This is a genomic window from Ornithinimicrobium sp. (genome assembly GCF_035267225.1).
Classification (GTDB): domain Bacteria; phylum Actinomycetota; class Actinomycetes; order Actinomycetales; family Dermatophilaceae; genus Ornithinicoccus.
The window spans coordinates 30,776-53,699 of record NZ_DATFMA010000071.1 but is presented as its reverse complement, the minus strand read 5'-3'; the positions used below and the strand labels follow the sequence as shown (position 1 = coordinate 53,699).

Here is a 22,924-nt window from a genome sequence, read left to right as displayed (position 1 = left end):
CGGCGATCATGCCAGAGCGGGGGGTGTCGCCGCCGAGACGTAGCGCAACGCCCGGACCCCGCGCTCGAGGTGCCAGTGCAGATAGGCCGCCACCAGCCCGCTCGCCTCGGCACGGTGCCGGGCATCGCTGGCCTCGACCGCCGTCCAGTCCCCGGTCTGCAGGGCCGCCAGCAGGGCGAAGGTCTGGGGTGCCGGAGCGGCCGAGCCCGGTGGTCGGCACGCCGGACAGACCGCGCCCCCCAGCCCCACGTTGAAGCCTCGGTGAGGACCGGGGGCACCGCAGCGGGCGCAGTCGCCAAAGCTCGCTTCCCACCCGGCGACGGCCATCGTCCGCAGCAGGTAGCTGTCCAGGACCAGCCGGGAGTCGTGCTCGGCTGCCGCGAGCGCAGCCAGTCCGCCCGCCAGGAGCACGAACTGTTGCACGGCCACCTCTTGCTCGGCGACCAGGTGGTCGCACATCTCCAGCATCGCGTGTGAGGCGGTCCACGCCTCGTAGTCGTGGCTGATCATCTCTCCGTACGGCGCCAACCCCTCGGCCTGGGTCACGGTGTCCAGGTTCCGCCCCTCGTAGCACTGCACGTCCACGACCATGCCGGGCTCGAGCCGCGCTCCGAACTTGGACCGGGTACGCCGCACCCCCTTCGCCACTGCACGCACCTTGCCGCGGCCGCGGGTGAGCATCGTGACGATCCGGTCGGCCTCACCCAGCTTGTGCGTGCGCAGCACGATCGCGGCGTCCCGGTACAGCGGCATGACCCTAGTCTCGCTCACGCTGCGGCGAGACCATCGAAAGCAGCCATGGCCCGCCTGCCGGGCCAGGCGCGTGCATTCGTCGAACACCTGTTCTATAGTTGAGCCATGTCGGTCGCGTGGCAAGGCAGTCTTCTCGATCAGACGGATGACGTCGGCCTGCGCGCCCTGTCCGACGCCGTCAGCCGGACCGTCATGGGCGACGGGGCATGGGTGGACCTGCGACCCGGCTGGGTGACGGGCTCCGACGAGCTCTTCGACCGGCTTCGCCTCGGGGGCGGGGCCCGGGTGGAATGGCAAGGCGAGCGGCGGCGCATGTACGACCGGGTCCTCGACACGCCCCGGCTGCTGCGCTACTACGGCGAGGGGGAAAGGCTTCCCGACCCCGCCCTCGACCAGGCCCGGGAGGAGCTCAGTGCCCACTACCACTCCGAGCTGGGTGAGCCCTTTCGCACCGTGGGGATGTGCCTGTACCGCGACGGGCGGGACAGCGTCGCCTGGCACGGCGACCGGTTCGGTCGGTCCGCCGACGAGGACACCATGGTTGCCATCGTCTCCATCGGCGCTCCACGGGCCCTCATGCTCCGCCCTCGTGGCGGCGGCACCTCGATGCGCTTCGTCCTCGGCCACGGCGACCTGCTCGTCATGGGTGGGTCGTGCCAACGCACCTGGGACCACTGCGTCCCCAAGACCACAGCCCCCGTGGGGCCACGCATCAGCATCCAGTTCCGCACGAGGGGCGTGCGTTGAGGCGCTAGCCGAGCTCCGCGTCGAGCAGGGCGCGGACCTCGGAGGCGGCACGACAGGCCAGCGCACGCTCGGCGAGGCGGGACAGCTCGGTCTGGCTGCGGTGGCGTAGCCCGGCCTTGACCCGGGGAACCGCGAGAGGAGTGGCACTGAGCTCGCGCACCCCGAGCCCGACCAGCAGGGCGCCTGCCGCCGGGTCGCTGGCTGCCGCCCCGCACACCCCCACCCGCACACCGTCAGGGACATCGCGGCAGACGGTGTGCACCAGACGTAACACCGCTGGGTCCAGGGGGTCGAAGAGGTGCTCGACGCCGGCGTTGCCCCGCTCGGCGGCCAGGGTGTACTGGGTGAGGTCGTTCGTGCCGATGCTCACGAAGTCCAGATCCGTGGCCAGGAGGCGCGCCCGCAGAGCTGCAGCAGGCACCTCGACCATGACTCCGACCTCGAGGCCGTCCGGCCGGGAGCCGCACTCGTCCCGGGCGGCGTCGTCCAGGCGTTCCAGTGCCCAGTGCACCTCCGCGAGGGTGGTGACCATGGGGAACATCAGACGCACCGGGTGCGTCCGTGCCACCCGGCACACCGCACGCAGCTGGTCGTGCAGGAGGGACGGCTCGGTGGAGAACGAGCGCAGACCCCGGACACCGAGGAAAGGGTTCTGCTCCTGCCGCCGGCCGAGAAACGGCAACGGCTTGTCCGCCCCCACGTCCCAGGTCCGCACCGTCATCGGTCGGCCTTGGAGCGCCTCGGCCAGTGTGGTCAGCGCGCGCGTCTGCTCGTGCACCGTCGGGGCGCTCGTCCACCCGTCGAAGAGCAGCTCCGTGCGCACCAGCCCTGCGCCCTGTGCCCCCAGCTCGACGGCTCGGGTCGCATCGTCGGCGGTGGCCACGTTGGCCTCCACCGCGACGGGAGTTCCGTCGGCCGTCTGGCCTGGGTCGTGGGCCGCCGCGCGGTCGCGACGCTGCTGCTCGGCTCGCTGGGTGACCAGCTCCTCGATGTTGTCGAGGACCGTCGGGTCAGGCTCCACCCACAGCCGTCGGCGACGAGCGTCGAAGGCGACGACCGTACCCGTGGGCAGCCGAGCCGCCTCGGGCCAGCCGGGGAGGATCGGGATACCGCGCGACTGCGCCACCAGCACTCCGTGCCCGGTGCTGCCTCCGCGGGTGGTCACGATCCCGCTCACCCGTTCCGGATCCACCGTGACCGCGGTGGCAGGATCGAGGTCCGGGGTCAGCAGGATGTGCGCCACCCCCTCGGGAACATCGGACGGGGCTGACCCGGCGCCGACCGCCGTCAGGGCGACGAGCGTGCCCACCACCCGGTCGGTGACGCTGCGCACGTCTGCGGCGCGCTCGCGAAGGTAGGCGTCCTCCAGCTCACCGAGGTCACTCGCCGCGCGCTCTCCTGCACGGGCGTAGGCGTTGGCGGCAGGCTCGCCTGCGTCCACCGAGGCGAACGCGGGCGTCGTGATCGCGGGGTCGCGAACCCACGCCTGATGGGCGAGGAACACGTCTGCCTCTGCCGCCCCCACACTCGACCTCGTCGTGGTGGCCAGGTCGTCCAGGTCGGCGGCAACCACGTCGATCGCCCGCTCCAGCCGGCCGCGCTCGGTGGCGACGTCGTTGCTGCCACGGTAGGCCGAGGGCTCGGCGCGCTCGCCGGCCCGACGGACCGGCCCGACCGCGACGTCGAGACCCGGGGCGGGGGTTCGCGTACCTGACCGTGCTGCCGTCCCTTCCGCGACGCCGGGGGCGGCCTGCGCGGGGGCCCTGTCACCGAAACCGGAACGAGCCAGCTGCTCGAGGGCGTCGAGAGCCTCCTCGGACTGCTCGCCAACGGCTCGCAGTCGCATCCGATGGCCTCGCCCGGCGTGCAGACCGGTGACGGCGCTGATACTGGCGGCGTCGACCCAGTCCGACGCAGAGTCCTCGTTGCGCGCCAGGACCGTGGCGGTGGGGAAGTCGTTGACACAGGCCACGAACCGAGCCGCCGGCCGGGCATGCAGGCCGTGCGGAAGGTCGACGAGGATGAGGCGGCTGGCTGCCTCCGGCCCGAGGCCATCGCCCGCCTGGTGCGTCTCGGACGGGCGCTGCGCATGGTCGCCGAGGTGCTCGACCTTCGCGTCGAGTCCCCGACCCGCCTCGCGGTGAACTCGGTCGAGGTCGGCACCGGAGCTCGCGGTCACCACCGCGGCGACCAGGCCCTCGACGAGTGGCGCGCTGGAGATGCGCACCCGATCGGCTGTGCTCGGGTCGAGCAGCTCCAGTGCCATGTCCGCGGACATCACCGCGCTACCCAGGTCGAGGAGCACGAGCACCCCGGCTCCGGTGTCCGCGGCCTGCACCGCCTCGGACACGGCAGCGGCGTCCGTCCCGAAGCTTCCGTCGTCGAGGCCGGCGGCCACCCGCACTCGCGGCCGCTGGTCCTCCTGCACCATCTGCAGGGCCAGGTCGACCGCAGCCCGGGCCAAGGCACGGCTGTGGCTGACCACCACGATCCCGATCACGGGCTCACTCCCCGCAGGCTAGGCGAGGGTGCGGGCAGCGGCCTGCAGCAGCAGGGCGGTGCTCGCTGCGCCCGGGTCGATGTGTCCCCGGCTGCGCTCACCCAGATAGCTGGCTCTGCCCTTGCGGGCGATGAGGCCCTCCGTGGAGTCCCGGCCTCGAGCCGCCGCCGCGGCCGCCGCCTCCAGAGCCGCCTGCGTGCCATCGTCGACGCTGCTCTCGAAGGCCTCGACGGCCGGGGCCCAGGCGTCGTACATCGTCTTGTCCTCGAGCTCGGCCTTGCCACGGGAGACCACGCCCTCCACCCCCGCCCGCAGCGCGTGACCGAGCTCTTCGGTGCCGGGGTCCTCCACGTCGGCCAGGGGCCCGGCCATCCGCAGGAAGAACGTGCCGTAGAGCGGGCCGGAGGCGCCACCGACGGTGCTGACCAGCGTCATCCCCACCTTCTTCAGGTAGGCGTTCAGCGACGGGTACTCCCCGTCGTCAGCGAGGGCGGCCACCTTGTCCACACCTCGCGCCATGTTGCTGCCGTGGTCTCCGTCCCCGATCGCACGGTCGAGGTCGGTGAGATGCTCGGCGTGCGTGCTCACCTCCTCCGCGAACGCGCTCATCCAGGCCTGGAAGGCCGCCAGGTCGGCCATCACACGCCCCAGCGCAGTCCGGGAGTGTTCACCGGGGCGTCCCACAGCCGGACCATCTCGTCATCCGCGGTGACCACGGTGACGGAGGCACCGGCCATCTCCAGCGAGGTGATGTAGTTGCCCACCAGTGAACGTGCCACGGTGACTCCGGACTGCTCCAGGATGCGCGCCACCTCGCCGTAGAGGAGGTAGAGCTCGATCAGAGGGGTGCCGCCCATCCCGTTCAGCAGGACGATGGCTCCTTCGCTGCCGGCCCGGTCGAGCTCGGCCAGCACCGGCTCCACCATCATGCCGGCGACCTCGCGCGCGGAGGCCATGGGCCTGCGCTCCCGCCCCGGCTCGCCGTGGATGCCCACCCCCAGCTCGAGCTCGTCCTCGCCCAGGTCGAAGGTCGGCTTCCCGGCCGACGGCACCGTGCAGGAGGTCAGCGCCACGCCCATCGAGCGTCCGGAGGCGTTGACGCGCTCGGCGAGTGCCGCGCAGTCCGACAGGCTCGCGCCCTCCTCGGCCGCGGCCCCGACGACCTTCTCCAGCACCACGGTGACGCCCGTCCCCCGGCGCCCGGCGGTGAAGAGGGAGTCCTGCACCGCGACGTCGTCGTCGGTCACGACCGCGACGACCTCGGTCCCGGCATCGTCCGCGGCGAGCTCGGCCGCCATCTCGAAGTTCATCACGTCGCCGGTGTAGTTCTTGACGATGTGCAGCACGCCGGCCCCGCCGTCGACCTCCTGGGTGGCCGCGATCATCTGGTCCGGGACCGGGGAGGTGAACATCTCTCCGGCACAGGCCGCGTCGAGCATGCCCGTGCCCACGAACCCGCCGTGTAGCGGCTCATGACCCGATCCGCCGCCACTGACCAGGCCGACCTTGCCCTGCTTCGGTCCGTCCTTGCGGTAGACGATGTGCTGGTCGTGGTCGATGCGCAGCCTGTCCGGGTGAGCCGCGGCCATGCCGCGCAGAGCCTCGGCGACCACGTCGGCGGGGTCGTTGATGAACTTCTTCATGCACCACACTCAACCACTAGGGCACCCCGGTGACCAGGCCGGATCGGCACCTCAGGCGGGAAGTCAGACGGCTCGACGCGCTCAGAACCCGAGTCGCTGCAGCTGCTTGGGGTCGCGCTGCCAGTCCTTGGCGACCTTGACGTGCAGGTCGAGGTAGACGCGGTGGCCCAGCAGCGCCTCGATACCGTGACGTGCCGTGGTACCCACCTGAGCCAGCCGGGCGCCCCCACGACCGATGATGATGGCCTTCTGGCTCGGACGCTCGACGAAGACATGCACTCGCACGTCGGTCATCGGCTTCTCGGCCGGCCGATCGGCTCGGGGGGTCATCTCCTCGACCACCACGGCGAGAGAGTGGGGCAGCTCGTCGCGCACCCCTTCCAGCGCGGCCTCGCGCACCAGCTCGGCGATCATCACGGTCTCGGGCTCGTCGGAGACGGTCCCTTCGGGATACAGCGGGGGCCCCACGGGCAGGTACGAGGTGAGCACGTCGGCCACCTCGTCCACCTGGTCCCCGCGCACGGCGGAGCACGGGACGATCTCGGTCCAGTCGGCGAGCTGGTCCAGCGCGACGAGATGTTCGGCCAGACGCTCCCGGCTCACCGTGTCCGACTTGGTGGCGACGGCGACCACGGGCACCGCTCTGGCCCGGCGCAGCTGGGTCAGGTCCTCGGCGATGAACCGGTCCCCCGGGCCGGGCCGCTGATCCGCCGGGACGCAGAAGCCGATGACGTCGACCCCGAGCAAGGTCTCGCGCACCAGGTCGTTCAGTCTCTCGCCCAGCAGTGACCGGGGTCGGTGCAGCCCCGGCGTGTCCACCAGCACCAGCTGGGCAAGCGGCCGGGTACGGATGCCGCGGATGGCGTGCCGGGTGGTCTGCGGCTTGTTGGAGGTGATGGCCACCTTGGCACCGACCAGGGCGTTCGTGAGGGTGGACTTGCCCGCGTTGGGGCGGCCTACCAGGGCGGCGAACCCCGAACGGTGCGGCTCCTGGCTCACGGGCCCGACCGGCTGTGCTGGCCACCAGCATGCGTCACCGGGCGCGCCTCCCCGACCACGGACGCGGCATCGTCGCCGCCCTTATCGTCGCGACGGCTCTGGCCCGCGGGCTCAACCGGCTCGCCGCGACCAGCGGCGTCGGCGCGCCCCTCGTCGTCCTCCTCGTCGCCGCGGTCCCCCGGCAGTCGTTCCACGAGCACCGTGGCCACCCGGCGCCGTCGACCCGCCATGCGCTCGGCGACGAGCTGCAGACCGGCGACCTCTCCCACCGAGCCGACGATCGGGACCATGCCGATGGTGGCCGCCAGGAGTCCGCCGACCGTGTCCACGTCCTCCACCTCGATCTCGGCGTCGAACATGTCGGCCAGGTCATCCACCGGCATCGACGCAGGCACCCGGGTGCGACCGTCCGGGAGCTGGGCGACCTCCACGACGTCGCGGTCGTACTCGTCGGTGATCTCGCCGACGATCTCCTCCAGGATGTCCTCGATGGTCACCAACCCCGCCGTGCCGCCGTACTCGTCGATCACCATCGCGAAGTGCAGCCGCTGCTGCTGCATCTCCCGCAGCAGGCCGTCCACCGGCTTGCTGTCCGGCACCCGGTGCACGGCCCGCATCACCTCCGTGACACGCGTGCCCTCGGCCTGCTCGCCGCGCGCGTTGACGTGACGGGCGACATCCTTGAAGTACAGCAGCCCGAGCACGTCGTCGCTGTGCTCGCCGATGACCGGCACGCGGGAGAAGCCCGAACGCAGGAACAGGGACATGGCCTGGCGCAGTGTCTTCTCCCGGCCTACGGTCACCATGTCCGGACGCGGCACCATCACCTCTCGCGCGACGGTGTCGCCGAGCTCGAAGATCGAGTGGATCATCTCCTGCTCCCCCACCTGGATCACCGCGCTCTCCCCCGCCAGGTCCACGAAGTCGCGCAGCTCAGCCTCCGAGGCGAACGGTCCGTCGTCGTATCCGCGGCCGGGCGTCACCGCGTTGCCGAACGCCACCAGAAGCTTCGCCGCGGGCCCCAGGATGCGACGCAGCAAGCGGATCACGGGGGCGGCCAGCAACGCCATCTCCTCGGAGTGCTGGGCCCCGAGAGTCCGGGGAGAGACTCCCACCAGGACGAACGAGATGAGGACCATGATCGCCACCGCGACCAGCGCCGTCTGCCAGTGGTTGTCGGTCTGCGTGGCGACCGCCACCGCCACGGCTACCGCCGTCAGCGACTCGGCGGTGACCCGGCCGAACGCGGCCACCGCGAGATAGGGGCCAGGATCGGCCACGATCCGACTCAACGCCTGCGACCCACGGCGTCGGTCCTCGCGCAGCTGGTGTGCGCGGGCGCGCGAGATGCGCTGGAGGGCCGTCTCGGCAGCCGAGAGGACGAACGCCACGCCGGTCGCGAGGATGGCCACCAGGATGAGCGAGGTCATGGCGCGCCCACCGTTGCTCGCGCAGCAGGACGGGGACTCACGACGACGTGCCCAGCCGGGGTGCGGGCGCGGCTGAGGTGCTCCGCCCGCGGCCGGCCAGGTAGGTCAACAGCAGGGTGCGCTGCAGGTCGAACATCTCCCGCTCGTCCTTCGCCTCGGCGTGGTCGAAGCCGAGCAGGTGCAGGACCCCGTGCGTCAGCAGCAACAGCAGCTCATCGGCGGTGGAATGGCCGCTGTTCGCGGCCTGCCGGCGAGCCACGGCGGGGCACAGCACCACGTCCCCCAGCACGCCGCCGTCGATCCCCTGCTCACCACCGCCCGGACGGAGCTCGTCCATGGGGAAGCTCATCACGTCGGTCGGCCCGGCCAGGTCCATCCACTGCCGGTGCAGGGCTTCCATGGCGGCCTCGTCCACCAGCGAGACCGCCAGCTCGGCGCGCGGGTGGACCTTGAGCTCGGTCAGGACGTACGTGGCCAGGGCGTGCAGCTCCTCCTCGGGGACCGCGGCCGGGACCTCGCCGGACTCGTTGATGATGTCGATGCTCACCGCGCGTCCCGGCTCGACGACGCCCCTTCGAACCGCCCGTACGCCTCCACGATCGCGCCGACCAACCGGTGCCGGACGACGTCGGCGCTGCTCAGATGGGCGAAGTGCACGTCCTCGATGCCGCCCAGGATGTTCTCGACCACGCGTAGGCCGGACGTGGTGCCCCCGGGCAGGTCGACCTGGGTGACGTCGCCGGTCACCACCATCTTCGAGCCGAACCCCAGGCGCGTCAGGAACATCTTCATCTGCTCCGCGGAGGTGTTCTGCGCCTCGTCCAGGATGATGAAGGCATCGTTGAGGGTGCGTCCTCGCATGTAGGCCAGGGGGGCCACCTCGATGACTCCCGACGCCATCAGCCGAGGGATCGACTCCGGGTCCACCATGTCGTGCAAGGCGTCGTACAGGGGCCGCAGGTAGGGGTCGATCTTCTCGTTCAGGGTGCCGGGCAGGAACCCCAGGCGCTCGCCGGCCTCCACGGCCGGTCGGGTGAGGATGATCCGGTTCACCTGCTTGGCCTGGAGCGCTGCCACGGCCTTGGCCATCGCCAGGTAGGTCTTACCCGTGCCGGCCGGCCCGATACCGAACACCACGGTGTGCGACTCGATCGCGTCCACGTAGTGCTTCTGGTTGAGCGTCTTGGGCCGGATGGTCCGGCCCCGGCTGCTGACGATGTTCATCGTCAGCACGTCCGCGGGACGGTCGTGGGTCTCCGCACGCAGCATGGCGATCGCGCGCTCCACGGCGTCCCGGTTCAGCAGCTGACCGCGGCCGAGGATGGACAGCATCTCGTCGAGCAGGCGCTCCACGAGAGCGAGGTCCGCGGACGGCCCGCTGAGCCGGACCTCGTTGCCGCGCACGAGCAGGTCGACTTCGTCGAAGCTGCGCTCCACCGTGCGGAGCAGCTCATCCCCCGGCCCCAGCAAGGAGACCATCGAGACCTCGGGCGGGATGTGCACCGTGTGCACCGGCACGTCGGACGCGGGAACCGTGGGAGAAGTCTCTGTCATGAGACCGGCGAGTCTACCCGCGCGAGCCGCTCAGCAGCGCGCCGAGCGGCTGACCACCGACGACGTGCAGGTGCACGTGGGCCACCTCCTGGCCGGCGTCGGCGCCGGTGTTCGTGAGCACGCGGTATCCGGTGCCTGCGATGCCTTCCCCGTCTGCCACCTCGCCGACGAGGGCGAACAGGTCGGCGACACCTTGGCCATCGACCACGGCCATCTGCGCCACGCTCTCGTGGTGCTCGCGCGGAACGACCAGGACGTGCACCGGGGCGGCAGGACTCTGGTCGCGGAACGCGACCGCGGTCTCCGACTCGCCCACCAGCGTGGTCTCGACCTCACCGGAGGCGATGGAACAGAAGATGCAGTCAGCCATGCGTCCAGACTAGGCGCGCCAGCGCGAGGCCGCGCAGATGACGGCCAGGCCCGCCGAGCCTGCGGTCGAGGTGCGCAGGACGGTGGGTCCCAGGACCACCGGCTCGGCGCCTGCGTCGACGAAGGCGTCGAGCTCTGCCTGGCTGATGCCGCCTTCGGGCCCGACGACCAGGACGACCTCCCCGGCGCGGGGCGTGCCCGCCCCCGCCGACGAGACCACGTCGGCCAGGTGCACCTCGGCTGACTCGTGCAGCACCCAGGCGCGGGCGGCACCCGCGATCCGGGCGCGGACCTGCTCGCGTCCGGCGGCCTGCGCCAGGGTGGGGATGCGGGCCCGGCGGGCCTGCTTGGTCGCCGAAACCAGCGTCTGACCCCACTTCTGCTGTGACCGCCGCCCGCGGTCACCGCGCCAGCGCACGACGCTGCGGTCGGCCTGCCACGGCACGACCTCGTCGACGCCCAGCTCGGTGGCCACCTCGACCGCCAGGAGGTCGCGGTCGCCCTTGGCCAGCGCCTGGACGACGGTCAGGGACGGTTGCGCAGGGGGCTCGAACCAGATGTCTTCGACCTCAGCCTCCAGCCGCCCCGGGTCCACGGCCGACACGCGACAGCGCGCCAGGGTGCCGATCCCGTCGCCGAGCAGCAAGCGCTCACCCGGCTTCGTCCTGGCGACGGTGACCGCGTGGTGGCCCTCCGCCCCCGACAGCGGCACCACGTCGCCCGGTTCGGCCGTGCTGAGGGCCTGCTCGTCGACCAGGAACAGGGACAGGCTCACCGACCGGAGAAGGCTTCCCGGAACTTGCCGAAGATCCCGCCGTGGGCCGGGGCCATCTGGCCCGCGGGCCGGGACTCGCCGCGGGACTCGGCGAAGTCGGTGAGCAGCTGGCGCTGCAGCTCGGTGAGCTTGGTGGGCACCTTGATGTCGAGGTGGACGACGAGGTCACCGCGTCCGGTTCCCCGCAGGTGGGTGACCCCGTGGCCGGGCAGGGTGACCGTGTCCTGGGGCTGGGCACCGGGCTTGAGGTCGACCTCGCTCGGACCGTCCAACGTGTGCACGGTCAAGGTCGCACCCAGGGCGGCCGCCGCCATCGGGACCTCGATGGAGCAGTGCAGGTCGTCACCGCGGCGGCGGAAGGTCTCGTGATGCTTGACCGCGATCTCCACGTACAGGTCGCCGGGCTCGCCGCCGGCTGGGCCCACCTCCCCCTCACCGGTCATCCGGATGCGCGTGCCGCTGTCCACGCCACCGGGCACCTTGATGGTCAGGTCCCGCCGGGTGCGCACCCGTCCCTCGCCGGAGCAGTCGAAGCACGGGTTCTCGATCACCTCGCCGTAGCCCTGGCAGGCACTGCAGGGACGCGAGGTCATCACCTGGCCGAGGAAGGAGCGCTGCACCTGCTGCACCTCGCCGCGGCCCGAGCAGACCGAACAGGTGCGATGCCCCGAGCCCGGCCTGGCCCCCGAGCCCGAGCACGTGCTGCACTGCACCGCAGTGTCCACCACCAGGGTCTCCTCACCACCGAAAACCGCCCGCGGCAGGTCGATGTCGAGCTGGATCAGGGCGTCCTGACCGCGCTGGGTGCGCGAGCGCGGCCCACGCCCACCAGCCGCGTTGCCCCCGAAGAACGCGTCCATGATGTCGGTGAAGGTGAAGCCCTGCCCGAATCCGGAGGTGGCGCCACCGTAGGGGTCCTGGCCCCGGTCGTAGGAGGCTCGCTTGTTCGGGTCCGACAGCACGTCGTAGGCCTGCGAGACGCGCTTGAACTCGGCCTCGGCCTCCGGGCCGGGGTTGACGTCCGGGTGCAGCTTGCGCGCCTTCTTGCGGTAGGCCCGCTTGATGTCCTCGGCACTCGAGTCGCGCTCGACCCCCAGGTCGGCGTAGTAGTCGTTCACTGTCGTTCCCTGTCCTGTCGCTGTCATCGGTGTGCCATCACTCGCGGTCTTCGTCGTACTTCTCGGGCTCGTCGTGCTTGTCGGGCTCGTCGGGTTCGTCGCGTTCGTGCGGGTCGCCGGGTGGGCGGCCGAGCTTTCAGTTCTCGAGGATGGTCGAGACGTAGTGCGCTACCGCGCGCACCGACGCCATCGCCACCGGGTAGTCCATCCGGGTGGGGCCCACCACGCCGAGCCCGCCGGCCGGGCCGTACGTGGTGGTCACCACCGAGGTGGTCCGTAGGCCCTCGAAGGCGTTCTCGGCGCCGATACTGACCGCCACGGCGTCATCGTCCATGGTGGCTCTGCTACCCATCAACTTCAGCAGCACCACATGTTCTTCCAGAGCCTGCAACACCTCTCCCAACGACGTGGGGAAGTCATTGCTTCCCCGCGCGAGGTTGGCCGTGCCGGCCATGACCAACCGCTCCTCGGTCTGCTCGGCCAGGGCGTCCTGCAGGCTGGCCACGACCGCCTCGGCGGTGTCGGCGTGCTCGGGGTCCACACCGGTGATGGCCCTGCTCAGCAAGGCGGGAGCCGCCGTCAGGGCCTGGCCCACCGCGGTGCCGTTCACCAGCGCGCGGAGGTGCGCCACGGCTTCATGGGCGTCGGTGAGGTCCTGTGCGGTCTCGATCACCCGCTGTTCCACCCGGCCGGTGTTGACGATGAGCACGACCATCAGGCGGTTGGCCCCGATCGGGACGAGCTCGATGTGACGCACGGTCGACTGGGTCAGCGACGGGTACTGCATCACGGCGACCTGGTTGGTCAGAGAGGACAGCAGCCGCACCGTGCGGGCCACGATGTCGTCGAGGTCGACGGCGCCGGCCAGGAACCGCCGGATCGCCGCCTTCTCGGCGCCGCTGAGCGGTTTGATGGTGGACAGGCGGTCGACGAAGAGGCGGTAGCCCGCATCCGTGGGAACCCGCCCGGCACTGGTGTGCGGCGCCATGATCAGGCCGTCCTCCTCCAGGGCGGCCATGTCGTTGCGAACGGTGGCCGCGGAGACCCCCAGGGAGTGTCGCTCCAGCAGCGCCCGCGAGCCCACCGGCTCGCTGGTGCGCACGAAGTCCTGCACGATCGCCCGCAACACATCCAGTCGACGTTCGTCGCTCACGTGTGCTTCACCTCCTCTGCGGCGCCGGAGCGCGAGCGCCCCGCCGGGTCGCCTCCACGACTGGCACTCCGCTTTCGAGAGTGCCAGTCTACGCGGTCCGACGCGCGCAGGTGCGAGGTTCGCCTCCGGCCCGCGCTCGCGCTGGGACACTGGGCCGGTGCACGACCGCTACGGCCCCGACGTCCTTGCCTCGCCCCCGGCGCACCCTTCTCGGCGAGGCAGCCGGACTGTGGAGGCGCAGCAGGGCCTGGTGGTCGAAGAGGTCGAGACCGGATGGTGCGGGGCGGTCGTGCAGGTCGAGACGGCCGGCGGCATGCGGGTGGTGCACCTGGAAGACCGCCGCGGGCGCACGCGGGCCTTCCCACTGGGCCCCGGCTTCCTCATCGAGGGCGCGCCGGTCACCCTGAGCGCGCCGGCCACCCGGAGCAGCCAGCTGCCCGGCCGTAAGGGACACGGGGTCACCCGCACCGCCAGCGGCTCCACCGCGGTCACCGGCGCTGCGGCTCGGGTCGCGGCCACCTCGCGCATCTTCGTCGAAGGGAGGCACGACGCGGAGCTGCTGGAGAAGGTCTGGGGTGCCGACCTGCGCCTGGAAGGCGTGGTGGTCGAGATGCTCGACGGTGTGGACGACCTCGCAGCCGCCATCCGGGACTTCGCCCCGCACCGCGCGCGGCGTATGGGCGTGCTCGTGGACCACCTGGTGCCGGGGTCCAAGGAGTGGCGTGTCGTCGAGACCGCCCGCCGCGCCTGCGACAGTCGCTGGGTGCGAATCCTCGGGCACCCGTACGTGGACGTGTGGCAGTCCGTCCGACCGGCCCGGTTGGGTCTGGCGGCCTGGCCGGTGATCGAACCCGGTCGCTCGTGGAAGCACGCCGTACTTTCCGAACTGGGCTGGCCCTGCCAGACTCAGTACGACGTCGCCAGGGGTTGGCGGCGCATCCTGTCCACGGTTCGCTCCTATCACGACCTGGAACCGACGCTTCTGGCCAGCGTCGAAGAGCTGATCGACTTCGTCACTGTGCCACCGACCGAAAGCAGCGCATCATGAGCTCCGCTCCTCCCCCGCCCCCTCCCTCGTCGGACCCCCACGGCTCGCACCAGCCCGACGACGACCGGGCCGGCACCGAGCCGCGGTTCGACGGGCCGCCGCCCGGTGGGTCCCCCTACGGCGAGCCGGCCCAGAACCAGCCCGGCTACGGGGACCCGGCGCAGGGCGGTCAGCCGGCCTACGGAGCCGCTCCCCACGGCGAGCAGCCGCCGAGCGCTACCCCGCCGCCGAGCGACCCGCCCCAGCAGGCGGATCCGGGCGGGCAGCCCCAGTACGGCTACGGACCCGGTCAGGCGCAGCAGGCGGCACCCGGAAGCTCCGGCGCCCCCCTGAGCGAGTCCGAGGAGCGGACCTGGGCCATCCTCGCGCACCTCTCCGCGCCCGTCGCGGCCCTGATCAGCGCCGGGCTGCTCAACTTCGTCGGCCCGCTCGTGATCTGGGCGATCTTCAAGGACCGCAGCCCACGAGTCCGGCACGCCTCGGCCGGCGCGTTCAACTTCAACCTCACGTTGTGGATCGCCTACGCCGTGCTGGTGGTGCTGTCCGTGGTCTCCCTCGGGCTGCTCCTCATCATCACCCTGCCGATCGGCCTGGTCATCTGGGTGGTCTCGATGGTGCTGCACGTGCTGGCCGCGGTGAAGGCGAGCAACGGCGAGGTCTACACCTACCCCGCTCAGATCCCCGTCCTGAAGTAGCGCCACGCCACTTGTCACCGCACCTCAGGCGGGTACCGGCGTAGGACCGGTCGACAACAGGCCGTGCACCACGGTGTCGGTCAGGAGCCGGCCCCGTCGGGTGAGCACGGCCCGGCCCTGATCGGCCTCGTCCTGATCCAGCAGCCCCCCGGCGACCAGTCGCTCCACCGCCGCGCGGCCGCCGGGTCGCAGGCTCGACAGATCGAGGCCCTCGCGTGTGCGCACGTGCAGCATCACGCCTTCGTCGTAGCGCTGCTCCGCGGTGAGCACCTCGCGGGCGTGGGCCGGGCTGAGCGAGGCCGAAAGGCGGTCGGCGTACGCCGCGGGGTGTTTGACGTTCCACCAGCGGATGCCCCGCACGTGGCTGTGGGCACCGGGGCCGATGCCCCACCAGTCGGCGCCGGTCCAGTAGCCCATGTTGTGGCGGCAGCGCAGGCCAGAGCCGTGGGTCCAGTTCGAGATCTCGTACCAGTCGAAGCCGGCGTCGCGCAGACGCTCGTCGAGCAGCTCGTACTTGTCGGCCTCGTCGTCGTCGCTGGGCCGCGCCAGCCTTCCGCGCCGCACCGCAGCACCCATCGCCGTACCCGGCTCGATGGTGAGCGCGTAGGCGGACAGGTGGTCCGGCTGCAGGGCCAGCGCCGCGTCGATGCTCGCCTCCCAGTCGGCCAGGCTCTCCCCCGGCGTGCCGTAGATCAGGTCCAGACTGACCTGCATCCCTGCGTCGCGCACCGCCTCGACCGCCGCGCCGACCCGGGACGGGTCATGGGTGCGGTCCAAGGTCCGCAGCACGTGAGGCACCGCGGACTGCATCCCGAGACTGACCCGGGTGAACCCGGCCGCGGCAAGCGCGTGGGCCCCGCGCGCCGTCACGGTGTCCGGGTTGGCCTCCGTGGTCACCTCCGCGCCGACCGCGAGCCCCCAACGCTGGTCGATGGCACGCAGCAGCCCGGCCAGCTGGGTCACCGCCAGCAGGGTCGGCGTACCTCCGCCGAAGAAGACGGTGTCGACCCGGCGGGGGGCCTGTTCCGCCGGGCCGGCCAGGACGACGGCGGCCAGGTCCATCTCCGCCACGGCCGCTTCGACATAACCGTCCAGACTGCCCCCCCGGGTCAGCTCGCCGGCCGTGTAGGTGTTGAAGTCGCAGTACCCGCACCGGACGCGGCAGAACGGCACGTGCACGTAGACACCGAAGGCCGGGGCGGCCGGAGCGAGAAGACGGGGATCGGGCAGAGAGCCGTCGTGAGGCACAGACTCCCCGGGAAGCTGGGCAGAGGGCATCCGACCATTGTCCGGCAAGCTGCCAGCGGTGAGGCCGTGTGTCGCTCACCGGTGCGGACTAGGGTCGGGTTGTGGTCCAGCAACAGAAGCTCCGCGAGTACATCGACCAGCTGCGCATCGAGGGCTACACCGTGCGCGACGACGGTGGCTCGGACCCTGACCTCATCTCCCCGGACGGCAGCGCCGTCGAGACCTGGCGTGAAGGCTATCCGTACGACACCCGGATGAGCCGGGACTACTACGACGTCGAGAAGTACCTGCTGCAGGTCGAGCTGCTCAAGTTCCAGTACTGGGCGCAGGACACCCGTACCCGCCACGTGGTGATCTTCGAGGGCCGCGACGCGGCCGGGAAGGGCGGGGCCATCAAGCGGTTCACCGAGCACCTGAACCCGCGCGGAGCCCGAGTGGTGGCGCTGAACAAGCCCACCGAAGCGGAGTCCGGGCAGTGGTACTTCCAGCGCTACGTCAAGCACCTGCCGACGTTCGGCGAGATCGTGCTGTTCGACCGCTCCTGGTACAACCGCGCGGGAGTGGAGCGGGTGATGGGCTTCTGCGACGACGACGAGTACGAGCGCTTCATGAAGCAGGCACCACGGTTCGAACAGATGCTGGTGGAGTCCGGGGTGTCGCTGACCAAGCTGTGGTTCTCCGTCACCCGCAACGAGCAGCGCACCCGCTTCGCGATCCGCCAGCTCGACCCCGTGCGGCGCTGGAAGCTCTCTCCGATGGACCTGGAGTCGCTGGACCGCTGGGAGGACTACACGGACGCCAAGGAGAAGATGTTCCGCCGCACCGACACCGACCACGCACCGTGGACGACCATCAAGTCCAACGACAAGAAGCGCTCCCGCATCAGCGCGATGCGCACCTTCCTCAGCCGGTTCGACTACACCGGTAAGGACGTGGACATCGTCGGTCGGCCCGACCCGGCCATCGTGCGCCGCGGGCGGGAGACCGCCGAGGACTGACCGGTGCCGCGCGGCCGACAAGGTGCGAACCGGCCGGTGTCACCGGGTGCACGAGATCAGCGGCGGGTGTAGCTGAGGTCCGTGATGACCCGGTCGACGTCGAGCCCCTTGCGCTCGAAGCGAGTCACCGGCCGCAGCGGAGCCGGCTCGGTGGAGGTCAAGGTGAAGCGGTCGTCGGCGTCCAGCAGGCCGCGCATCGCCCGGCCGTAGGCAGCCCAGTCGGTGGCCAGCCTCCACACGCCGCCGGGCTCCAGCACAGCGGCAGCCGCATCGGCGAAGCCCGGGTTGACCAGGCGCCGCTCGTGGTGTCGCCGCTTCGGCCACGGGTCGGGGAAGAAGGTCCACAGCTCCCGCACGCTCGCCGCGCGGAGCATGGTCTCCACCGCGAGGGCGGCGTCCACCTCGGCCAGGCGCAGGTTGGTCAGCGGCGCCGACCGCATCCGGGCCAGGGTCTGCCCGATGCCGGGCCGCCACACCTCCAGACCCAGAAAGTCCCAGTCGGCCCGCGCCTGCGCGCCGGCGCGCAGCGCGTCGCCTGACCCTGAACCCACCTCGACCACCAGCGGCACCGACCGCCCGAACACGCTCACCGGGTCCAGCCGGTACGCCGGGTCCACGCTCGTGTCATCCCCGCTCGCCGCGCGCGGGACGGGCACGACGAAGTCGGCAGCCATGACGTCGTAGGCGCGCTGATGCCCTTCCGGCATCCGGGATCCGCGGCGGGTGAACGACCGCGTCCGCGAGCGACGCCGGGCCTCGCCGGGCTGCGGCGGGACGGTCACCGGCACTACTTCTTGGCCTTGTCCGCCGAGCCGTCCTGAGAGAGCGCAGCGATGAAGGCCTCCTGGGGCACCTCGACGGTGCCGACCATCTTCATCCGCTTCTTGCCCTCCTTCTGCTTCTCCAGCAGCTTGCGCTTGCGGCTGATGTCCCCGCCGTAGCACTTGGCCAGCACGTCCTTGCGGATGGCGCGAATCGTCTCGCGCGCGATCACCCGCGCTCCGATCGCCGCTTGGATCGGCACCTCGTACTGCTGCCGGGGGATGAGGTCCTTGAGCTTGCCCGCCATCATCACGCCGTAGGCGTAGGCCTTCTCCTTATGCACGATGGCCGAGAAGGCGTCGACCTGGTCCCCCTGCAGGAGGATGTCGACCTTGACCAGTTCGGCGTTCTGCTCACCGTCCGCCTCGTACTCGAACGACGCGTAGCCGCGGGTGCGCGACTTCAGGGCGTCGAAGAAGTCGAAGACGATCTCGGCGAGCGGCAGGGTGTACCGCATCTCCACCCGCTCGGGCGAGAGGTAGTCCATGCCCTGCAGAGCTCCGCGCCGGGACTGGCACAGCTCCATCACCGCGCCGATGTACTCGCTCGGAGTCAGGATGGTCGCGCGCACCACCGGCTCGGTGACCTCGGCGATCCTTCCGGAGGGGAACTCGCTGGGGTTGGTGACGTCGACCTTCGTGCCGTCCTCCATCGTCACCAGATACTCCACGTTCGGCAGCGTGGCGATGAGGTCCAGTCCAGACTCGCGCTCCAGGCGCTCGCGGATGATCTCCAGATGCAGCATGCCGAGGAAGCCGACGCGGAAGCCGAACCCGAGGGCGACCGAGGTCTCCGGCTCGTAGACCAGCGCCGCATCGTTGAGCTTGAGCTTGTCCAGAGCGTCGCGCAGCGTGGGGTAGTCCGACCCGTCGATGGGGTACAGCCCGGAGAACACCATCGGCTTGGGGTCCTGGTAGCCACCGAGCGGCACCGTGGCCATGTGCCGCGAGCCGGTGATGGTGTCGCCGACCTTGGACTGGCGCACGTCCTTCACCCCGGTGATGAGGTACCCCACCTCACCAACCCCCAGGCCTTCGCTGCGGGCCGGCTCGGGTGAGATCACGCCGATCTCCAGCAGCTCGTGCGTCGCGCGGGTGGACATCATGGTGATCCGCTCGCGCGGGGACAGGTTCCCGTCGACCACGCGCACGTACGTCACGACACCGCGGTACGTGTCGTAGACGGAGTCGAAGATCATCGCTCGCGGGGGGGCCTGGGCATCGCCCACCGGCGGCGGCAGCTCGGCCACGATACGGTCCAGCAGCTCGGTGACGCCGTGCCCGGTCTTGCCGGAGACCTGGAGGACGTCGCCGGTGTCGCAGCCGATCAGCCCGGCCAGCTCCTCGGCATACTTCTCCGGCTGGGCGGCAGGCAGGTCGATCTTGTTCAGCACCGGGATGATGGTCAGATCGTGCTGCATGGCCAGGTACAGGTTGGCCAGCGTCTGCGCCTCGATGCCCTGGGCTGCGTCCACGAGGAGGACGGCGCCCTCACACGCGGCCAGCGACCGCGAGACCTCGTAGGTGAAGTCCACGTGCCCGGGGGTGTCGATCATGTTGAGCACGTAGGAGGTCGGCTCACCGCCGTTCTCCGCGCTTCTCGCCCAGGGCATCCGCACGGCCTGGCTCTTGATGGTGATGCCACGCTCGCGCTCGATGTCCATCCGGTCCAGGTACTGCGCGCGCATGGCCCGCTCGGAGACCACGCCGGTGATCTGCAGCATCCGGTCCGCCAGCGTCGACTTGCCGTGGTCGATGTGGGCAATGATGCAGAAGTTGCGGATGACCTGCGGCGGCGTGGCCGCCGGCGGTGGAGCGATCTGGGCACGGGGTGACACGCGTGTAGAACCTCGATGGGGTAGCAACGGATGACGGAACGCCGCTCTCAGTCTCCCACGCGGTGAGGCGCCCGGCGTCGCGCCCACACTCCACGCGGTCGGTCGAGAAGGTCACCACCAGCACGGTGCGGACCATCGAGGATTCCGCCAGGGCGGGCGATACCGTCGGACCGTGGACCATCGCACCGTGCGTCTCGCCGCCTCACTCGCCCGCCGCGTCGCGCGCCTGGCCGACAGGCGGCAGCGTTCCACGAGCCAGTCGCGCAGCGGCCGGCACTACGCCGGAGACTTCGTCGGGACGCCACCGATCAGCTACGAGCCCGTGACCGACAACCTCGCCGACCCGGGGGAGGTGGTCTGGACCTGGGTGCCGTACGAGGAGGACCATCGCCGCGGCAAGGACCGTCCGGTGCTGGTCATCGGCCGCCGCCGCGGCCTGTTGTTGGCCTTGCAGCTCACCAGCAAGGACCACGACCACGACGCAGCGGACGAGGCGCGCCGCGGCCGGTACTGGGTGGACGTCGGCGCGGGTGAGTGGGATCGCCAGCGCCGGCCGAGTGAGGCCCGGGTGGACCGGGTACTCCAGCTGGACCCCGCCCGCGTCCGTCGCATCGGCGCCGTCCTGCCGCGACACGTCTTCGACCGGGTGGCTGAGCAGGTTCGTCAGCACACGTGACCACCGGTTCTCACCGGTGACGTGGTGGCCCCCGACCTGCTGTGCACGTCGGGGGCCACCACGACCAGGGTGGAGCTGAGGGGACTCGAACCCCTGACCCCCTCCATGCCATGGAGGTGCGCTACCAGCTGCGCCACAGCCCCGGGGGGAACGCACGATGCTACCCACAGAACCAGGCCGCCCAGCAAATCGACGCCGCCCGCCCCAGGGGCGTTGTCCAGGCCTTCGATGAGCTCGCGGCCCACCCTCACGCCGAGGTGGGGGGTACGCCCAGCCGCGGACAGTCCTTCCACAGGCGTTCCAGGTCGTAGAACCCTCGATCCTCGGAGTGCATGACGTGCACGATGATGTCGCCGAAGTCCAGCAGGACCCAGCGGGCCTCGCGCAGCCCTTCCTGGCGCAGGGTGGTGCAGCCCAGCTGGGACAGGCGCTCCTGCACTGCCTCGACGATGGCTGACACCTGACGCTCGTTGGGGGCCGAGGCGATGACGAACGCGTCGGTCAGCGCCAGCTGCGTGGTCACGTCGAGGGCGACGACATCGTTGGCCATCTTGTCCTGCGCCGCGGCGCCCGCCGCCAACGCCAGCTCCACCGCTCGCGTGCTCGCTGCCACTCAGTGCTCCTTGGTGTAGAGGCGGTACTTCCCGATGTGCTGCACCACGCCGTCAGGCACGAGATACCACACCGGCTGCCCGTGAGCGGTCCTCTCCCGGCAGTCGGTGGAGCTGATCGCCATGGCAGGCACCTCGAGCAGCGTGACCCGGTCCGCTGGGAGCCCGTGGTCGCTGAGCTCGTGACCAGGCCGCGTGACCCCGATGAAGTGCGCCAGCTGCCACAGCTCGTCGACGCCCTTCCAGGACAGGATCTGGGCCAGGGCATCCGCGCCGGTGATGAAGAACAGCTCGGCGCCGGGATGGGTTCGGGAGAGGTCACCCAGGGTGTCGCGGGTGTACGTGGGTCCGTCGCGGTCGATGTCGACGCGGCTGACCGTAAAACGGGGGTTCGAGGCGGTGGCGATGACCGTCATCAGGTAGCGGTGCTCGGCAGGGCTGACCGAGCCGGCCTCCTTGCGGTACGGCATCCCGGTGGGGACGAAGACCACCTGGTCCAGAGCCAGCAGCGAGGCCACCTCACTGGCGGCAACCAGGTGACCGTGGTGGATGGGATCGAACGTCCCACCCATCACCCCGAGCCGCATCAGTGCTGGCTCGCCTGCCCCTGGGCGGAGGTGCCATCGGAGGAGCGCTGGCCGTGTGCGGCCTCGGGCGAGGCCGACTCCTCGGTGTGGGGGTCGAGCGCCAAGGTGTGGCGGAACGTCCACAGCATCGCGAGGAGCACCAGGAAGACGACGGCCGAGATCACGCCGAACCAGATGGGCTCGAACAGCAGCTCGTTGGCGTGCTCCGTGACGTGCTCGCCACCTTCGCTCTCGGACATCCACGCGATCATGGGCCCAGCCTACCGGGCGACCGGCTCTACAGTGGAGTGCATGTCCGTGCTGGTCTCCGTCGTGGTGCCGATGTACAACGAGGCCGACGTGCTACCCCTGTTCGTGGCCCGGCTGCGGCCCGTGTTGGAGAGCCTCCCCGATGAGACCTCGAACGGGTCCGCCCGATACGAGGTCATCGCGGTGGACGACGGGTCGCGGGACCAGACCCCGGTGGTGCTGCAGCGGCTGCTCCGGGAATGGCCCCAGCTGCGGGTCATCCGGCTGCGGGCCAACGCCGGTCACCAGGCGGCCATCTCTGCCGGCCTGTGGCGGGCCTCCGGGGCGTGGGTGGTGACGTTGGACGCGGACCTGCAGGACCCCCCGGAGACGATCGCCGAGATGATGGCCCTGGCCCGTAGCCGGGAGCTCGACGTCGTCTACGGAGTGCGCACGGACCGCTCCAGCGACTCACGCTTCAAACGGCTCACGGCTCGCGCGTTCTACGCGGGAATCCGCGCCGCCGGGGCGACCGATGCTCCGGCAGGCGCCGGCGACTTCCGGCTGATGTCGCGAGCGACCGTCGACGCCGTGAACGCCCTGCCGGAGACCCACCGCGTGCTGCGCCTGGTGGTGCCTTCGCTGGGGTTCCCCTCCGCCACCGTCGGCTACCGCCGGGAGGCCCGCGCCGCGGGATCCTCCAAGTACCCGCTGACCACCATGATGCGCGTGTCGGTGGACGCCTTCACCGGGTTCTCGCTGGCCCCGCTGCGCTTGGCGACCTGGTTCGGGCTGGGCGGCTTCGCGGCCTCGGTCCTGCTGCTGGCCTACGCCGTGGCCGCCAAGCTCGGCGGCTACACCGTGGCAGGGTGGACCTCAACGGTGGTGATCGTTGCCGCGGTCGGAGCGGTTCAGCTGCTCTGCCTCGGAGTGCTGGGCGAGTACGTGGGACGCATCTACTCCACTCTGCAGCGACGACCCGCCTACTACCTGGCCTACGACTCGGCTGCGAAGGTCCCGTTCGAGCGCGACCACGTCCCCAGCGAAGGACACGACTAGCGACAGCAGCGCGGCACCGGCGAGCAGGCCCGCCGGTGCCCCGGCGAGCGCCGGCGCCGTGGCCGCCGCCAGGA

General features: G+C 70.9%; 24 protein-coding genes and 1 tRNA gene. 6 read left to right on the top strand and 19 right to left on the bottom strand.

Going from position 1 to position 22,924, the window contains the following annotated elements:
• Window positions 1–6: 6 nt before the first annotated feature.
• Window positions 7–753, bottom strand: a complete 747-nt coding sequence (gene recO / locus VJ976_RS06495; RefSeq protein ID WP_324099300.1) for a DNA repair protein RecO — start codon at window positions 751–753, stop codon at window positions 7–9.
• 105 nt (window positions 754–858) lie between these two features.
• On the opposite strand from recO, the gene VJ976_RS06490 reads away from it, so the two are divergent.
• The gene (locus VJ976_RS06490; RefSeq protein WP_324099299.1) at window positions 859–1,500 is read left to right on the top strand and encodes an alpha-ketoglutarate-dependent dioxygenase AlkB; all 642 of its coding nucleotides are present in this window, start codon (window positions 859–861) and stop codon (window positions 1,498–1,500) included.
• Between the two features lie 4 nt (window positions 1,501–1,504).
• Here VJ976_RS06490 and ptsP read toward each other — a convergent pair whose 3' ends face one another.
• From ptsP to hrcA, 11 genes are all read right to left on the bottom strand, one after another.
• The gene (ptsP, locus tag VJ976_RS06485) at window positions 1,505–4,000 is read right to left on the bottom strand and encodes a phosphoenolpyruvate--protein phosphotransferase (RefSeq protein ID WP_324099298.1); all 2,496 of its coding nucleotides are present in this window, start codon (window positions 3,998–4,000) and stop codon (window positions 1,505–1,507) included.
• An 18-nt stretch (window positions 4,001–4,018) separates the two neighbouring features.
• Entirely contained in the window at window positions 4,019–4,639 is a 621-nt protein-coding gene (gene dhaL, locus VJ976_RS06480) for a dihydroxyacetone kinase subunit DhaL (protein WP_414693578.1), read from the bottom strand.
• Window positions 4,639–5,643, bottom strand: coding sequence for a dihydroxyacetone kinase subunit DhaK (gene dhaK, locus VJ976_RS06475; protein WP_324099296.1), 1,005 nt, complete (start codon window positions 5,641–5,643; stop codon window positions 4,639–4,641). The genes dhaL and dhaK overlap by 1 nt, the downstream gene beginning before the upstream one ends.
• 81 nt (window positions 5,644–5,724) lie before the next feature.
• Window positions 5,725–6,642, bottom strand: coding sequence for a GTPase Era (gene era / locus VJ976_RS06470; RefSeq protein ID WP_324099295.1), 918 nt, complete (start codon window positions 6,640–6,642; stop codon window positions 5,725–5,727).
• Entirely contained in the window at window positions 6,639–8,072 is a 1,434-nt protein-coding gene (locus tag VJ976_RS06465; RefSeq protein WP_324099294.1) for a hemolysin family protein, read from the bottom strand. The genes era and VJ976_RS06465 overlap by 4 nt, the downstream gene beginning before the upstream one ends.
• A 37-nt stretch (window positions 8,073–8,109) precedes the next feature.
• On the bottom strand, window positions 8,110–8,619 hold the full coding sequence (gene ybeY, locus VJ976_RS06460) for an rRNA maturation RNase YbeY (protein ID WP_324099293.1): 510 nt from the start codon (window positions 8,617–8,619) through the stop codon (window positions 8,110–8,112).
• Window positions 8,616–9,626, bottom strand: a complete 1,011-nt coding sequence (locus tag VJ976_RS06455) for a PhoH family protein (RefSeq protein ID WP_324099292.1) — start codon at window positions 9,624–9,626, stop codon at window positions 8,616–8,618. The genes ybeY and VJ976_RS06455 overlap by 4 nt, the downstream gene beginning before the upstream one ends.
• Before the next feature lie 13 nt (window positions 9,627–9,639).
• Complete coding sequence (locus VJ976_RS06450; protein ID WP_324099291.1) at window positions 9,640–9,996, bottom strand: HIT domain-containing protein; 357 nt, start codon at window positions 9,994–9,996, stop codon at window positions 9,640–9,642.
• Window positions 9,997–10,005: 9 nt separating this feature from the next.
• Window positions 10,006–10,770 (bottom strand): 16S rRNA (uracil(1498)-N(3))-methyltransferase, encoded by a 765-nt coding sequence (locus VJ976_RS06445; protein WP_324099290.1) that lies wholly within the window; start codon window positions 10,768–10,770, stop codon window positions 10,006–10,008.
• Complete coding sequence (gene dnaJ, locus VJ976_RS06440; protein ID WP_324099289.1) at window positions 10,767–11,888, bottom strand: molecular chaperone DnaJ; 1,122 nt, start codon at window positions 11,886–11,888, stop codon at window positions 10,767–10,769. The genes VJ976_RS06445 and dnaJ overlap by 4 nt, the downstream gene beginning before the upstream one ends.
• 136 nt (window positions 11,889–12,024) lie before the next feature.
• The gene (gene hrcA / locus VJ976_RS06435; protein WP_324099288.1) at window positions 12,025–13,041 is read right to left on the bottom strand and encodes a heat-inducible transcriptional repressor HrcA; all 1,017 of its coding nucleotides are present in this window, start codon (window positions 13,039–13,041) and stop codon (window positions 12,025–12,027) included.
• A gap of 157 nt (window positions 13,042–13,198) precedes the next feature.
• Between hrcA and VJ976_RS06430 the strand changes: the two genes are divergently transcribed.
• Entirely contained in the window at window positions 13,199–14,089 is an 891-nt protein-coding gene (locus VJ976_RS06430) for a DUF3097 family protein (protein ID WP_324099287.1), read from the top strand.
• The gene (locus VJ976_RS06425) at window positions 14,086–14,784 is read left to right on the top strand and encodes a DUF4870 domain-containing protein (RefSeq protein ID WP_324099286.1); all 699 of its coding nucleotides are present in this window, start codon (window positions 14,086–14,088) and stop codon (window positions 14,782–14,784) included. The genes VJ976_RS06430 and VJ976_RS06425 overlap by 4 nt, the downstream gene beginning before the upstream one ends.
• 24 nt (window positions 14,785–14,808) lie before the next feature.
• Here VJ976_RS06425 and hemW read toward each other — a convergent pair whose 3' ends face one another.
• Entirely contained in the window at window positions 14,809–16,062 is a 1,254-nt protein-coding gene (gene hemW / locus VJ976_RS06420; protein ID WP_324099285.1) for a radical SAM family heme chaperone HemW, read from the bottom strand.
• A 71-nt stretch (window positions 16,063–16,133) separates the two neighbouring features.
• Here hemW and ppk2 point away from each other — a divergent pair, with 71 nt between their 5' ends.
• Window positions 16,134–17,030: a polyphosphate kinase 2 gene (gene ppk2 / locus VJ976_RS06415; protein WP_324099284.1), complete on the top strand. Its 897-nt coding sequence runs from the start codon at window positions 16,134–16,136 to the stop codon at window positions 17,028–17,030.
• Window positions 17,031–17,086: 56 nt separating this feature from the next.
• On the opposite strand, the gene trmB is transcribed toward ppk2, so the two are convergent.
• Both trmB and lepA read right to left on the bottom strand, forming a co-directional pair.
• Window positions 17,087–17,812, bottom strand: coding sequence for a tRNA (guanosine(46)-N7)-methyltransferase TrmB (trmB, locus tag VJ976_RS06410; protein WP_324099283.1), 726 nt, complete (start codon window positions 17,810–17,812; stop codon window positions 17,087–17,089).
• A gap of 5 nt (window positions 17,813–17,817) precedes the next feature.
• Window positions 17,818–19,689 (bottom strand): translation elongation factor 4, encoded by a 1,872-nt coding sequence (lepA, locus tag VJ976_RS06405; RefSeq protein ID WP_324099282.1) that lies wholly within the window; start codon window positions 19,687–19,689, stop codon window positions 17,818–17,820.
• 172 nt (window positions 19,690–19,861) lie between these two features.
• Here lepA and VJ976_RS06400 point away from each other — a divergent pair, with 172 nt between their 5' ends.
• Window positions 19,862–20,365, top strand: a complete 504-nt coding sequence (locus VJ976_RS06400) for a type II toxin-antitoxin system PemK/MazF family toxin (protein WP_324099281.1) — start codon at window positions 19,862–19,864, stop codon at window positions 20,363–20,365.
• A 70-nt stretch (window positions 20,366–20,435) separates the two neighbouring features.
• Here the strand turns inward: VJ976_RS06400 and VJ976_RS06395 are convergent.
• The 4 genes from VJ976_RS06395 to VJ976_RS06380 form a co-directional block, all read right to left on the bottom strand.
• Window positions 20,436–20,508, bottom strand: a tRNA-Ala gene (locus VJ976_RS06395).
• A gap of 104 nt (window positions 20,509–20,612) precedes the next feature.
• Window positions 20,613–20,978: a ribosome silencing factor gene (gene rsfS / locus VJ976_RS06390; protein ID WP_324099280.1), complete on the bottom strand. Its 366-nt coding sequence runs from the start codon at window positions 20,976–20,978 to the stop codon at window positions 20,613–20,615.
• A complete protein-coding gene (gene nadD, locus VJ976_RS06385) occupies window positions 20,979–21,563 on the bottom strand; it encodes a nicotinate-nucleotide adenylyltransferase (protein ID WP_324099279.1) in 585 nt (194 codons plus the stop codon). It abuts the gene before it with no gap.
• Entirely contained in the window at window positions 21,563–21,814 is a 252-nt protein-coding gene (locus VJ976_RS06380; RefSeq protein ID WP_324099278.1) for a hypothetical protein, read from the bottom strand. The genes nadD and VJ976_RS06380 overlap by 1 nt, the downstream gene beginning before the upstream one ends.
• Window positions 21,815–21,854: 40 nt before the next feature.
• Between VJ976_RS06380 and VJ976_RS06375 the strand changes: the two genes are divergently transcribed.
• Entirely contained in the window at window positions 21,855–22,850 is a 996-nt protein-coding gene (locus tag VJ976_RS06375; protein WP_324099277.1) for a glycosyltransferase family 2 protein, read from the top strand.
• The last annotated feature ends 74 nt before the right edge of the window (window positions 22,851–22,924 follow it).